This is a genomic window from Rouxiella badensis (genome assembly GCF_026967515.2).
Taxonomy (GTDB): Bacteria; Pseudomonadota; Gammaproteobacteria; order Enterobacterales; family Enterobacteriaceae; genus Rouxiella; species Rouxiella badensis.
Genome location: NZ_CP114062.1, coordinates 259,850 through 272,908 on the forward strand (window position 1 = coordinate 259,850; position 13,059 = coordinate 272,908).

The 13,059-nt window shown below is 54.9% G+C and carries 15 protein-coding genes; 9 read left to right on the forward strand and 6 right to left on the reverse strand.

Annotated elements, in window-relative coordinates:
- Positions 1-15: 15 nt before the first annotated feature.
- A complete protein-coding gene (locus O1V65_RS01385; protein WP_017493202.1) occupies positions 16-1,092 on the forward strand; it encodes an AI-2E family transporter in 1,077 nt (358 codons plus the stop codon).
- 43 nt (positions 1,093-1,135) lie between these two features.
- Here the strand turns inward: O1V65_RS01385 and bcp are convergent, their stop codons facing one another.
- Complete coding sequence (gene bcp, locus O1V65_RS01390) at positions 1,136-1,603, reverse strand: thioredoxin-dependent thiol peroxidase (protein WP_017493201.1); 468 nt, start codon at positions 1,601-1,603, stop codon at positions 1,136-1,138.
- 30 nt (positions 1,604-1,633) lie between these two features.
- Complete coding sequence (locus O1V65_RS01395) at positions 1,634-2,200, reverse strand: glycine cleavage system transcriptional repressor (RefSeq protein WP_376783548.1); 567 nt, start codon at positions 2,198-2,200, stop codon at positions 1,634-1,636.
- Between the two features lie 237 nt (positions 2,201-2,437).
- On the opposite strand from O1V65_RS01395, the gene dapA reads away from it, so the two are divergent.
- The 8 genes from dapA (at position 2,438) to ypfH (ending at position 10,530) form a co-directional block, all read left to right on the forward strand.
- On the forward strand, positions 2,438-3,319 hold the full coding sequence (gene dapA, locus O1V65_RS01400) for a 4-hydroxy-tetrahydrodipicolinate synthase (RefSeq protein WP_017493199.1): 882 nt from the start codon (positions 2,438-2,440) through the stop codon (positions 3,317-3,319).
- Between the two features lie 61 nt (positions 3,320-3,380).
- A complete protein-coding gene (bamC, locus tag O1V65_RS01405) occupies positions 3,381-4,451 on the forward strand; it encodes an outer membrane protein assembly factor BamC (protein WP_084913230.1) in 1,071 nt (356 codons plus the stop codon).
- Between the two features lie 101 nt (positions 4,452-4,552).
- The gene (gene purC, locus O1V65_RS01410; RefSeq protein WP_017493197.1) at positions 4,553-5,266 is read left to right on the forward strand and encodes a phosphoribosylaminoimidazolesuccinocarboxamide synthase; all 714 of its coding nucleotides are present in this window, start codon (positions 4,553-4,555) and stop codon (positions 5,264-5,266) included.
- Positions 5,267-5,431: 165 nt separating this feature from the next.
- A complete protein-coding gene (ypfJ, locus tag O1V65_RS01415; RefSeq protein WP_017493196.1) occupies positions 5,432-6,316 on the forward strand; it encodes a KPN_02809 family neutral zinc metallopeptidase in 885 nt (294 codons plus the stop codon).
- A 183-nt stretch (positions 6,317-6,499) separates the two neighbouring features.
- Positions 6,500-6,952 (forward strand): DUF441 domain-containing protein, encoded by a 453-nt coding sequence (locus O1V65_RS01420; protein WP_017493195.1) that lies wholly within the window; start codon positions 6,500-6,502, stop codon positions 6,950-6,952.
- 1 nt (position 6,953) lies between these two features.
- Complete coding sequence (locus O1V65_RS01425) at positions 6,954-9,017, forward strand: tRNA(Met) cytidine acetyltransferase TmcA (protein WP_269130105.1); 2,064 nt, start codon at positions 6,954-6,956, stop codon at positions 9,015-9,017.
- A 71-nt stretch (positions 9,018-9,088) separates the two neighbouring features.
- Positions 9,089-9,754: an alanyl-tRNA editing protein gene (locus O1V65_RS01430; protein WP_017493193.1), complete on the forward strand. Its 666-nt coding sequence runs from the start codon at positions 9,089-9,091 to the stop codon at positions 9,752-9,754.
- 146 nt (positions 9,755-9,900) lie between these two features.
- Positions 9,901-10,530 (forward strand): esterase, encoded by a 630-nt coding sequence (ypfH, locus tag O1V65_RS01435; protein WP_269130106.1) that lies wholly within the window; start codon positions 9,901-9,903, stop codon positions 10,528-10,530.
- Between the two features lie 82 nt (positions 10,531-10,612).
- On the opposite strand, the gene O1V65_RS01440 is transcribed toward ypfH, so the two are convergent.
- The 4 genes from O1V65_RS01440 to O1V65_RS01455 all read right to left on the reverse strand — a co-directional run bounded on the left by O1V65_RS01440 (position 10,613) and on the right by O1V65_RS01455 (position 13,045).
- Positions 10,613-10,804, reverse strand: a complete 192-nt coding sequence (locus tag O1V65_RS01440; protein ID WP_017493191.1) for a YpfN family protein — start codon at positions 10,802-10,804, stop codon at positions 10,613-10,615.
- A 64-nt stretch (positions 10,805-10,868) separates the two neighbouring features.
- Positions 10,869-11,546 (reverse strand): M15 family metallopeptidase, encoded by a 678-nt coding sequence (locus O1V65_RS01445; RefSeq protein ID WP_227953707.1) that lies wholly within the window; start codon positions 11,544-11,546, stop codon positions 10,869-10,871.
- On the reverse strand, positions 11,543-12,670 hold the full coding sequence (dapE, locus tag O1V65_RS01450; protein WP_017493189.1) for a succinyl-diaminopimelate desuccinylase: 1,128 nt from the start codon (positions 12,668-12,670) through the stop codon (positions 11,543-11,545). The genes O1V65_RS01445 and dapE overlap by 4 nt, the downstream gene beginning before the upstream one ends.
- Positions 12,671-13,045, reverse strand: coding sequence for an ArsC family reductase (locus O1V65_RS01455; RefSeq protein ID WP_017493188.1), 375 nt, complete (start codon positions 13,043-13,045; stop codon positions 12,671-12,673).
- Positions 13,046-13,059 lie beyond the last annotated feature (14 nt).

Below are 13,059 nucleotides of genomic sequence, written 5' to 3' on the forward strand. Positions count from 1 at the left end.
TAGGAGTTAACACTGATGCTAGAGATGCTACTGCAATGGTACCGTCGCCGATTTACCGACCCTCAGGCTATCGCACTGTTGGCGATTCTGGTGGCGGGTTTCTGTATCCTCTACTTTTTTAACGGTATTCTCGCGCCGCTGCTGGTGGCGATTGTGCTGGCCTACCTGCTCGAATGGCCCACGGTGCGGCTCCAGAGTTTCGGTTTCTCGCGCACTCTGTCGGTGTGCATCGTGTTCTTCATTTTTACCGGTATTGTCATGGTGCTGGTGTTTGTTATCGCACCGCTGAGCTGGCAGCAGGGGCTGAATCTGATGGCCGACCTGCCGAGCATGCTCAACCGATCTTACACGCTGGCCGCGACCTTGCCCAAACGTTATCCGGCGCTGGTCGATGCCGGTATTCTCGACATGATGACCGACAACCTGCGCGCCAGAATCTCCGGCGTGGGCGAATCGGTGGTGCGCTATTCTCTGGCCTCGCTGGTGGGCCTGCTGACGCTGGCTATCTATCTGGTTATTGTGCCGCTGATGGTGTTTTTCCTGCTTAAGGACAAAGAGCTGATGCTCAGAGCGTTGCGCCGGGTATTGCCGCGAGATAGTGGGTTGGCGGGCAAGGTGTGGGCCGAAATGCACCAGCAGATCAGTAACTACATTCGCGGCAAAGTGCTGGAGATGGTGGTCGTCGGGATTGCCACCTACCTGGTGTTCTTCTTCCTGAACATGCGCTATTCGCTGCTGCTGGCGGTGTTGGTCGGGCTGTCGGTGCTTATCCCGTATATTGGCGCGATGCTGGTGAGTATTCCGGTGGTGGTAGTGGCGCTGTTCCAGTGGGGAATTGGCACCGACTTCTGGACGCTTATCATTGCTTATTTGGTGGTGCAGGGACTGGACGGTAACCTGTTGGTTCCGCTGCTTTTCTCGGAGGCGGTCAACCTGCACCCGCTGGTCATTATTCTGGCCGTGGTCATCTTCGGTGGGCTATGGGGATTCTGGGGCGTATTCTTTGCTATTCCGCTCGCCACGCTGGTGAAAGCCGTTTATCACGCCTGGCCGAATGAGCCTTTTATTGAAGAAACGCAGAACGAACGGTGAAGAAATCTTCCCCCGCACTGATGCGGGGGAAGGCTGTAAAACGTTATTGACCCGTCACATAAGCCAGCACGATGTCGTGGTGGTTGCTGGTCTTGAAGTCATCAAAGACTTTTTCAACTTTACCGTTACCGTCAAGCAGGAAGCTGATGCGGTGAATGCCGTCATAGGTTTTCCCCATGAAAGACTTCTCCCCCCAGACGCCGAATGCCTGAGAGACCTGATGATCTTCATCTGACAACAGCGTGAAGTTCAGCAGCTCTTTTTCAGCAAATCGAGACAGTTTCTCCGGTTTATCGGTGCTTATCCCCAGCACTTCAACGCCAGCCTCTTTCAGCTGATCCATGTTGTCACGCAGGCCACAGGCTTGAACGGTACAGCCTGGCGTCATGGCCTTAGGGTAAAAATAGACCAGGACTTTTTGTCCCTGGAAGTCGGCCAGATTAATTTGTTCACCGTCTTGGTCCGGTAAACTAAATTGCGGCGCAGAATCTCCGGCTTTCAGTGGGCTCATTACTCTTCTCCATTAATGCTGTGATGAAACCTATTGGGTAGAACTGATGACGTTAATACTGCCTTGTGCATTCAATTCTGTACATAGCTGGTGAAACGCTTGCTCAATAATTGCTGCATCCGTATTCGCCGGGCTGTGAGCAGTAATCTGAATCGATAATTGCGCCTCACGAGAGCCTTCAGGCGGCGTTGTTTTCGACGCAAGTTCGGCAATGTTCATTTGGTGCGTATCAAACAGGTCGGTAAATCGTTCAATCAGATGCGGTGAGTCTTTGACTTCAACCTTGACCCAAACGGTGGCCGGCATCGGTGGACGTTCATGAGCGCTGGTTCTTTTCATCACAATCAGCAGCTCAAGCTCTGCGCCTTTTTGCGGCAGCGTAGATTCGATAAGCGTGATGGCATTCCAACTGCCCGAGAGGAACATAATAAAGGTAAATTCCTCGCCAAGCATGGCGAGTCGGCTGTCCTCAATATTACAACCGCAGCTGCTCACCTGGCGCGTGATGGTATTGACGATGCCAGGCCTGTCGGCACCCAGTGCGGTGATAACCAAATAATGTTGTTGTGGTTGTGACAAAATCGCTCTTCCCGTCATGCCCTGTTGTAAGACTTACTATCGCAGACATGAAAACTATCGCAAACAGAAAAACCATTTCAACTGTAAAAACGCCTTACAGCTAAAATCCCGCGGTGTGCGAAAAATCGTTCATGTCGCAAAATTGTCTACCAACAGAAAAAAAACCGTTTAGCAGGCGCTTACAACACGTTGTTTACTTGCTTTGCCCATGTGTCAAAAGTACCATGAGTGACCTGTTTGTGGAGGGGAAGGTCAATGTTTACGGGAAGTATTGTTGCACTGGTTACGCCGATGGACGACAAAGGTGCCGTCTGCCGCGCGAGTCTGAAAAAACTGATTGATTATCATGTGTCCAGTGGTACTGCGGCGATCGTTTCCGTAGGCACGACCGGCGAATCTGCAACATTGAACCACGACGAGCACGCAGACGTGGTTTTGCAGACGTTGGAACTGGCAGATGGCCGTATCCCGGTGATTGCCGGAACGGGCGCAAACGCTACCGCCGAAGCCATCGCGTTGACCCAACGCTTTGAAAATAGTGGCGTTGTTGGCTGCCTGACTGTCACGCCATACTACAACCGTCCGACTCAGGAAGGTCTGTATCAGCATTTTAAAGCCATTGCCGAAAGCACTGCGCTGCCGCAAATTCTCTACAACGTACCGTCTCGCACCGGCTGCGATATGCTGCCTGCGACCATCGCGCGTTTAGCAAAAATTAAAAATATTGTTGCCTGCAAAGAGGCAACGGGGAACTTAAGTCGCGTTAGCCAGATCCAAGTGCTGGTTGATGATGAAGATTTCATTCTGTTGAGCGGTGATGACTTCAGCGGTCTGGACTTCATGCAACTGGGTGGCAAGGGCGTTATTTCCGTTACTGCGAACATCGCGGCGGCAGAAATGGTTGAGCTTTGCCGTCTGGCAGCAGAAGGCAAATTTGCCGAAGCGCGCCGTTTAAATCAGCGCTTGATGCCGTTGCATCAGCATTTGTTTGTAGAAGCAAACCCAATCCCTGTGAAATGGGCCTGTAAGGCGCTGGGATTGATAGCAACCGATACAGTGCGTCTGCCAATGACGCCGCTGACCGATGCTGCTCGTCCAATAGTGGAAGACGCACTAATTAAGGCCGGTTTGCTATAACCCGCAGCCGTTGTCGTGGTCGCGTCAACGGCGCTGGGGATAACACTTTTAGGGATATTTGATGACCTATTCATTTACAAAACCACGTTTTCAAAAGTCGACGGTAGCAAAAGTTGTGGGTCTTTCCCTGATCATGCTTCTCGCGGCCTGTTCTAATGATTCTCGCTATAAGCGTGAAGTCAGCGGTAATGAAGATTATCTGAAAGCCGCACCGTTGAAAGAGCTGCAAACGCCAAACGGTATGATTCTGCCGCTGCAAAACGGGACCTATGATGTGCCAGCCGGTAACCTGCAGGGTGCAGTAGGTAAAGGTCTGGACATTCGTCCACCATTGCAGCCTCTGGCCGTCCTTGACGGTTCACGCGCGCAATACACCAGCGATACCGGGACTGTGATGCTCGACAGCAACGCGCAGGGCAGTGGCCTGTGGGCGCACGTGGTGACCATCGTTGAACAGAACGGCTACAAGATTGCCAGCCGTGATGACGCCAATCAGACGCTGAATACCGATACCGTGCAGTGGAACCGCAAAGACGAAGACTTCCAGTATCAGGGACGTTACCAGATTAGCGTGAAGCCTCAGGGTTATCAGACGGCGCTGTCGGTGAAAACCCTCGAGCTGACCCAGCAGGGCAAACCGGTTACCTCAGCGGTTGAGCAACAGCGCTATACCAGCCAGATGCTGAACACCATCACTGCCGGTCTTGGCCGTCTGCAGCAGGATGAGCAAAACCGTATCGACAACCGTAAACTCGGCGAAGTCGACGTACAAAGCGGTGCCGACGATACCGGTCTGCCGGTGCTGATTATTCGCGCACCTTACGGCCCAGTCTGGGATCGTCTGCCGAATGCGTTGGCCAAAGCGGGCATGAAAGTGACCGACAGCAGCCGTCCGCAGGGGACGTTGAGCGTGAAATATTCACCGCCGAGCAGCGATGCCTGGGACGCACTGGGTGCCAGGGATCCGCAGCTCAGCTCCGGCAACTATAAGCTGCAGCTGGGTGACCTGAACAACCGCAGTAGCCTGCAATTCATTGATCCAAATGGACATGTGCTAACGCAGTCGCAGAACGACGCGATGGTAGCGGTGATGCAGGCGGCGTTTAACCAAAGTAGTGCAGTAACCAAGTAATACGTGAAGGGGCTCCGGCCCCTTTTTGCATTTGCCGATTTTTGGCGAATAATTAGATGTTATGTATCACCAAACACGTCATATCACTGGAGTAAGTTAAGATGCAAAAGTTAGCTGAGTTGTATCGCGGAAAGGCGAAAACCGTCTATACCACCGAAAACCCAGACCTGCTGGTTTTGGAGTTCCGTAATGATACGTCAGCACTGGATGGCGAACGTATTGAGCAGTTCGACCGTAAAGGCATGATCAATAACAAATTCAATCATTTCATCATGGAAAAGTTGGAACAAGCGGGCATTCCTACCCAAATGGAACGTTTGCTGTCAGACAACGAAGTACTGGTGAAAAAGCTGGATATGGTTCCGGTTGAATGTGTTATCCGTAACCGTGCTGCGGGTTCACTGGTTAAGCGTTTAGGTGTGGAAGAAGGTCTGGTGCTGAATCCACCGCTGTTCGACTTGTTCCTGAAAGACGATGCCAAGCATGACCCAATGGTCAACGAATCCTACTGCAAGACCTTTGGTTGGGTTAACGAAGAGAATCTGGCACGCATGAAAGAGCTGAGCTACAAGGCTAACGACGTGCTGAGCAAGATCTTTGGTGACGCGGGTCTGATCCTGGTTGATTTCAAGCTGGAATTCGGTTTGTTCAAAGGTGAAGTGGTGCTGGGTGACGAGTTCTCTCCAGACGGCAGCCGCCTGTGGGACACCCAGTCTCTTGAAAAAATGGACAAAGACCGTTTCCGTCAAAGCCTGGGTGGCCTGATTGAAGCGTACGAAGAAGTCGCAAAACGTATCGGCGTAAAATTAGACTAATCTTTTTTTAGCCGCACCGCGCAAACGATTACGCCTCCTTGTGTTGATGACCCGCTTAACGCTGTCGTCCGAGGAGGCTTTTTTTCGCCCCGCAAATCTTGTCTGAGCAAGTGGTATTCCTGCACCTTGTTAACTAGGATTAGAAAAAAACAGCGGAGGTGAATTATGCGTTGGCAAGGGCGTCGGGAGAGCGACAATGTTGAAGATCGCCGCAATGAAAGCGGTGGGCAAGGCGGCAACGGTTTGGGCGGCATGCGCATTCCCATTCGCGGCAAAAGCGGTATCGTCATCGTTATTGTGGTACTGGTGGCCGGTTACTATGGTATCGACCTTTCACCGCTTATCACCGGCGGTCAATCACAGAACCCTTCGCAGTATCAGCAGCGGCAAACCTCTGGCTCTATCAGCCCCAACGACGATCGGCAGGCCAAATTCACTTCCGTGATCCTGGCTTCTACGGAAGACGTCTGGACCCAGATTTTTAAGCAAAACGGCATGAGCTATCGCGACCCTAAACTGGTGATGTACCGTGGCGCAACCCGCACCGGCTGTGGAACGGGGCAATCGGTGATGGGGCCGTTCTACTGCCCTGCCGACAGTACAGTGTATATCGACTTGTCCTTCTATCAGGAACTGCGCGACAAGCTTGGCGCGGGCGGTGATTTTGCGCAGGGATATGTTGTCGCGCATGAGGTCGGGCATCACGTGCAAAACCTGCTGGGCATTGAGCGCAAGGTGCGCCAGATGCAGCAGGGTGCCTCACAAACCGAGGTTAATCGCCTGTCGGTCAAGATGGAACTGCAGGCCGACTGTTTTGCCGGTATCTGGGGTCATGCTATGCAGCAAGAGCAGGTCCTGGAGGACGGCGACCTCAAGCAGGCGCTGGATGCCGCAAGGGCAATCGGCGATGACAAACTGCAACAGCAGAGTCAAGGGAGAGTGGTCCCCGACAGTTTCACCCACGGCACCTCAGCGCAGCGCTATGAATGGTTCAAGCGCGGGTACGACTCGGGCAAAATGGATCAATGCAACACCTTTGCCAGTCGGTAGGGCTGGTCTCCATCGTCAAAATAATAAATAATCTTATCCTTCATCTTTCATGCCGCAGCGGTGTTGGCTACGCATGCTTACCCCGGTCACTGACGAGTGTCAGCTCCCGGGGATGCGCCTGCTTGCCGCCTGGCTGCAACGTGAAAGATTTTGGGTCATGCGTTTTACTATTCTGGGAATATTATGGCTTTTCTCGATCCAACCTTGCTTATTCTGCTGGTGTTCGCCGGTTTAGGGATCCTCAGCCACAATTCTGCCGTAACAATCGCGATGTTCTTCCTGCTGACCGTGCGCATCACGCCGCTCAATCACTTTTTTCCGTGGATTGAAAAATATGGCCTGACGCTGGGCATCATTATTCTGACTATTGGCGTGATGGTGCCGATTGCCAACGGCAAACTCAGTGCGAGCACCCTTATTCACTCCTTCTTTCACTGGAAATCGATTGTCGCGATCCTGGTGGGCGTTGGCGTTTCCTGGCTCGGTGGGCGTGGTCTGACGCTGATGGGCACGCAGCCGCAGCTGGTTGCCGGGCTTCTGGTGGGCACCGTACTGGGCGTTGCGTTCTTCAAAGGCGTGCCGGTCGGGCCGTTGATTGCCGCAGGCATTCTTTCGCTGATGGTTGGAAAAACCTGAGATGATCGACAATGACGCATCTGACGCTACGATAATTTCGCGGCTAGACGCCTGTCAGCGGCAGATGTTGCGTCAGGGCATGCGGCGTATTCTGGTGCTGAGCGGCGAGTTTGACTGGTGCGGGCAGACCGCACAACAGGTTAGCCGCCATTTTAGCGGCGACTGGCTGTGGGTAAGCCCTAATGAGCAGGATACGTCACCTAGGGTAAAACCCGAGGCGGTGAATCAGCTGCTGGGGCAGGAATTCCTGAATGGCGTCTTCGATGCTCGGGAAGGGTTGAACGTTGAGGCACTGGCCGCCTTCAGCGGCGTGCTGCGGGCGGGAAGCTGGCTGATACTGCTGGTGCCCAAATGGCAGGAATGGCCGACGTTGCCGGATGCCGACAGCATACGCTGGACCGAACGGTCTGAGGCCATTGCCACGCCGCGCTTTATTAGCCGTTTTTGCCAATCTATCGAGGCCGATACTCAGGCGTTGCTTTGGCGCCAGAACAGTGCTTTTTCCCCTCAACTTCTTAGTTCCGCACCCGATTGGACAACGCCGCAGGGCGAGCCGACGCCCGGACAGCGCGCGATCCTCGACCAGTTATTGCAGGCCGAGGACGGTATCTGGGTGCTGACCGCCGCGCGTGGCCGGGGAAAATCCACCCTCGCTGGCATGCTGGTGCAGCACTGGCAGGGCGCCTGCTGGATGACTGCGCCGAGCAAGGCGGCGGGACAGCGCCTCAGTGAGCAGGGGGAGGAGGCGGTGCAGTTCTGGGCGCCCGACGCGCTGCTTGCCCATTGTGAAAGCGGTGCCGCAGTTAACGCCGACTGGTTGCTTATTGACGAGGCGGCGGCTATTCCCGCGCCGTTGCTCCAGAGACTTATCCCCTTTTTCCCCCGTGTTTTGCTGACCACCACCGTGCAGGGATACGAGGGCACCGGACGGGGCTTTTTACTGAAGTTCTGTGCGTCGCTAACGGACTGGCAAGATCTTCGGCTCACAGCGCCGATCCGCTGGGCCCAGCAGGATCCGCTAGAGCGGCTGCTTGACGACATCCTTCTGTTCGACGAGCCGGACTACAGCGCCGTAAGCCCAAACGGTGCCTCAGCGCCGGTTCAGGTTAAAAATTTCGATGCCGCAGCCTGGGAGCAGTCGCCTGATTTATTGGCAGATTTTTATCATCTGCTGACCAGCGCGCATTACCGCACTTCGCCGCTGGACCTGCGGCGGATGATGGATGCGCCCGGTATGTCGTTCGCCGCCGGATATTGCGACAACGCGCTGTCGGCAGCGCTCTGGCTGGTGGACGAGGGCGGTCTGCAGCCTGACTTAGCCCATGAAATCTGGGCCGGAAGGCGCAGGCCGAGAGGCAATCTGGTGGCGCAGTCATTGGCGGCGCACGCCGGATTCCCTGAAGCGGCGGTGATGCTGTCGCGACGAATCACCCGCATCGCGGTGTCTCCGGCCCAGCGTCGCAGAGGGGTTGCGCAGGCGCTTGTTAGCGAACAGCAGCAGTTTGCCGCTGCGCAGGGCCTGGACTTTCTCTCAGTGAGCTTTGGTTTTACCGACCCGCTGTGGCGCTTCTGGCAGCGCTGTGGCTTTGAGACAGTCCGCGTCGGTGGTCAGCGTGAGGCCAGCAGCGGGTGCTTTGCGGCTATGGCCGTGCTGCCTCTCAGTCCGCAGGGACAAAGCCTCTGCCAGCAGGCAAAACGGCGGTTATCGAAGAACCGGCGGCAGGTCCCCGTTGAGGTGGCCGAGGTTATCTGGCCTCAGAAGACAGTCGCAGAAGACGCGCTGCTTGACGATGGCGATTGGCGCGAGCTGGCGGGATTCGCCTTTGCCAGCCGTTCGCTGGACAGCAGCCGGAGCGCGTTGCTGCGTCTGCTGGCGCGGTCTACCGAGCCGCTTCCGGCCCTGCGCGCCATCCTGCAACAAGGGAATACGCTGCCTGAGGTGGTGAGTACGCTGCGGCTAAGCGGCAAGAAGGCGCTGCTTGCCTGCTGGCGTGAGGAAACCCGACGGGCGATGCAAAGCATTGACCCGACTCGCTGTGCCCGCGCGAAGCAGTTTGCCGAATAACGCCTTGTTCTGCTGGCGCGCCTTTTGTATGTTATTAATTCATCAACGAAATATAACAGGGAGCAACCGGCATGAATCAGACCCCGCTTTATATGCAAAATACCTATTGTTTCAATCTAGACACTCAGGCCATTGCGCAAGGCACTGACGAACACGGTGAGTGGATAGCGTTGGAGCAGAACATCTTTCATCCGCAGGGCGGCGGGCAGCCTGCCGACACTGGCTGGGTGAACGATATTCCGGTAAAGGTGCGCAAGCATCCGTCCGGCCAGGTGGTGGTCTATCCGCAGGAGCCGTTGCAGTTTGAGCAAAACGCCACGCTGAGAACGGCGATTTCCGCGACCGAACGCCTGCAAAATGCCGCACTGCACACCGCCGGACACCTGATGAATATCGTGCTGAAGCCTTACGGCTGGCTGGCTACCTCGGGCCACCATTTTCCTGGAGAGTCACGCGTGGAGTTCTCGAGGATGGGCGATGAAGCCGTGCCGGTCGAAGAATTACCTATTGTCGAGATACAAAAGGACATTCACGCCAGACTGCGCGCGGGCGCGGCGGTCACCGCCTGGATGGAAGGTGAGACTCGCCTCACGCTGATTGAAAACACCGAGCCGATTCTGTGCGGCGGCACGCACGTTGAAAATATCAGCGAAATCACCGATTTCTTCCTCAAGTCCGCCAAGGTCAAGAAAGGTACGCTCCGCATCAGCTATCACGCAGCCTATTCCAATCGATAAAAAGAACGCACCCGCAGATTGAAAAAATCAGTACGACTTATTCAATAAAACCCGGTTTTCCTGAATGAGCAGCCGCGTATAGTTAAGGCATTGGCAACCGGTATTTTCCGGCTGTAAACATTTAGAAAGTCACAGGAGTTTGCGTTATGAGTCCGGAAAACGTTGTCGTTCAACAGCCGCAGGGGCAGGCGGAACAGCTGGTATTACTTTTCCACGGCGTGGGTGACAATCCCGTTTCAATGGGCGAAATTGGGCGTTATTTTATCGCCAGTTTTCCTCATGCGCTGATAGTCAGCATCGGCAGTCCGTTCGCCTGCGACCTTGGGCAGGGGCGTCAGTGGTTCTCCGTGCAAGGCGTGACCGAGCATAATCGCCATCAGCGTATCGCCGAATCGATGCCGCTGTTTGTTAAAACCGTGCGCGACTGGCAGCAGAGAAGCGGCGTAAAACCCGCCGATACCGTGTTGATTGGCTTCTCGCAGGGATCCATTATGTCGCTCGAGTCCACCAAGGTTGAGCAGAATCTTGCCGGCCGCATCGTCTCTTTCAGCGGTCGTTTTGCCAGTTTGCCGGAGACCGCTATCGGTGCTGAGACAAAAATTCATTTTATCCACGGCCAAAGCGACCCGGTGATCGCGGCGAATAACGCCGTCATCGCAGCAAAGAGGCTGCAAGAGCTGGGCAATGCCTGCACTTTGGATCTTGCCCCTAAAGTGGCACACGGTATCAGTCCACAGATGATTGATGCGGCGATTAGCAGACTAAAGGCGGATTAACGTTTCGTTGAAGGCGCGGCAGGCTGATACCTGCCGCAGGTTTGACGTGTTAGAGGTAGGGTTAAAAGTTAATACGCGACGGTTACTTTTTCTTGTCCTTTGGCCAGTCGTCGTCATCGTCCCATTCGGCGTTGTTATCGCGATGCGGTGGGATCTCCGGTTTATCCTTCAGATAGGCTTTGACATCAACCCGATTCAATTCTTTAATGCCGCTGATGATGATGCCGGCCAGAACGATCAGCACTATCCACCAGTAATCTTTAATCCATTCCATAATATGACTCCCTTACTGGTTAATGTGTTTTTCTAGAACACGTTACTGCATTGCTGCGGCCCTTTTACTGACTGCTTTTACTCGTTTGAACATACTGGGCAAAGATGCGCTCGAGCTCACTGAGTATCCACGCGTGGCCGCCAAGATTCTGACCCTGCCAAGCCTGTTGGAGCACCTGTGGCGTCAGCAGTTTTTCACACTCTTGCGCCAGAGGACGGTAGCTTAAATGCCAAGGCTCAACGGCGACGCCGCCGGTATCTTCGCTAAACGGCCTGTAAAAGCCAAACGACGCCATGTTCTGGGTTAACCATTGAGTCAACGGATAAAAATAGCCGCCTTCCTCGTATTCCCAGGGTTCCAGCTGAAGTTTTGCACCTTCGGGCAGCAAGTCGGGCGCATAAATATCCAACTCGCTGCCCCAGTGGTGGCGGCTCGCGCCCGGCAGTGCCGACCATCGCAGTATCAGTTCGCCGCGCTCGCCGTCATCAAGCTGGCTAATATCCACCGGACGGCTGTCACTATCTAATACTGGTCGTTCTCCGTGGAATTTGCCATTCCAGATAGCCAATTGTCTGGCGAAGTCACGAAAAGTGCTGGCAGGTTGCAGATTGAATCCCGCCTGCGACGCCGCGGTCTGTAGGGCGGAAAACGCCCTTGCTGCCTCGGGTTGCAGGCGATGGCCACTACCGATATCGATCAGATGCCCGGTCGACTGGCCGGTGAGCATGGCGTGGTCAATCATCCGACCAACTGCTCCATGATGCGCTGATACATGCGGGCCAGCAGCTGTAAATCGGACGCCTGGACGCATTCATTGATTTTATGGATTGAGGCGTTGACCGGACCTAACTCAACGACCTGTGCTCCCATCAATGCGATAAAACGACCGTCAGAGGTGCCGCCGGTGGTTTGCAGGTCCGGGGTGATTTCGCTGTAGTGCTGCACCGCGTTGATCACCGCATCAACCAGACTGCCGCGCGGCGTCAGGAACGGCTGACCGGAAACGACCCAGTTCAGCGTGTAATTCAACTGATGCTTGTCGAGCAATGCCTTCACTCGCTCTTTGATGGTAGCGTCGGTCAACTCGGTGCTGAAACGGAAGTTGAACTGTACATACAGCTCACCCGGGATCACGTTGTTGCTGCCGGTACCGGCGTTGATATTAGCAATCTGCATGCTGGTCGGCGGGAAGAACTCATTGCCCTGATCCCACTCGATGGAAACCAGCTCGTTCAGCGCAGGCATGGCGCGATGCACCGGATTGTCGGCCAGATGTGGATAGGCAACGTGGCCCTGAACGCCGTGAATTTGCAGGTTGGCGGTCATCGAGCCGCGACGGCCATTCTTGACGATATCCCCCACCCGCGTGGTGCTTGAGGGTTCGCCAACCAGACAGTAATCCATACGCTCGTTGCGCGCCATCAGTGCTTCGACCACCTTCACGGTGCCGTTGACCGCGCTGGCCTCTTCATCGGAGGTAATCAAAAACGCCAAACGACCCTGATGATTCGGATTGGCGGCCACGAAGCGTTCTGCGGCGACCACCATCGACGCCAGCGAACCTTTCATGTCTGCGGCACCGCGGCCAAACAGCATGCCGTCGCGCAGGGCAGGTTCGAACGGTGGGGTTATCCACAGCGTAGGATCACCGGTTGGCACGACGTCGGTGTGACCGGCAAACGCCAGCGTCTTGCCTTCGCCGCGCGTGGCCCAGAAATTAAGCGTGTCGCCAAAGTTCATCGGCTCGATGTGGAAACCGATGGCCTTTAGGCGGGCAATCAGGATCTCCTGACAGCCGGCGTCATCGGGGCTGAGGGACGGGCGGCGGATAAGCTGCTGTGCAAGATCTAAAACCGGACAAATCATTTACTTCACCTCTGCAACAAATTGCGCATAGCTTTCAGGTTTGAAGCCAAGCAGCGATTGTCCGCTGGCGGCAAGCAGGAAAGGGCGTTTAATAACGGCGGGATGTTCCAGCATCACGGCCTTGGCGGCCTCGACATTATCACAGGCAGTGCGCACGGATTCGTCAAGCTTACGCCAGGTAGTACCGCGCGTATTGAGCAGCGCTTCCCAACCCTGTTTATCGATAAGTGACTGAATCAGTGACTCATCGAGCCCGTCAACGCGATAATCATGAAAGCGTGCGTCAACGTGATTTTCTTCCAGCCAGCGGCGCGCTTTTTTAACGGTATCGCAATTTTTGATGCCGTAGAGGATAAATGAGGATGTCTCTGCCATGTGCAAACGTACCC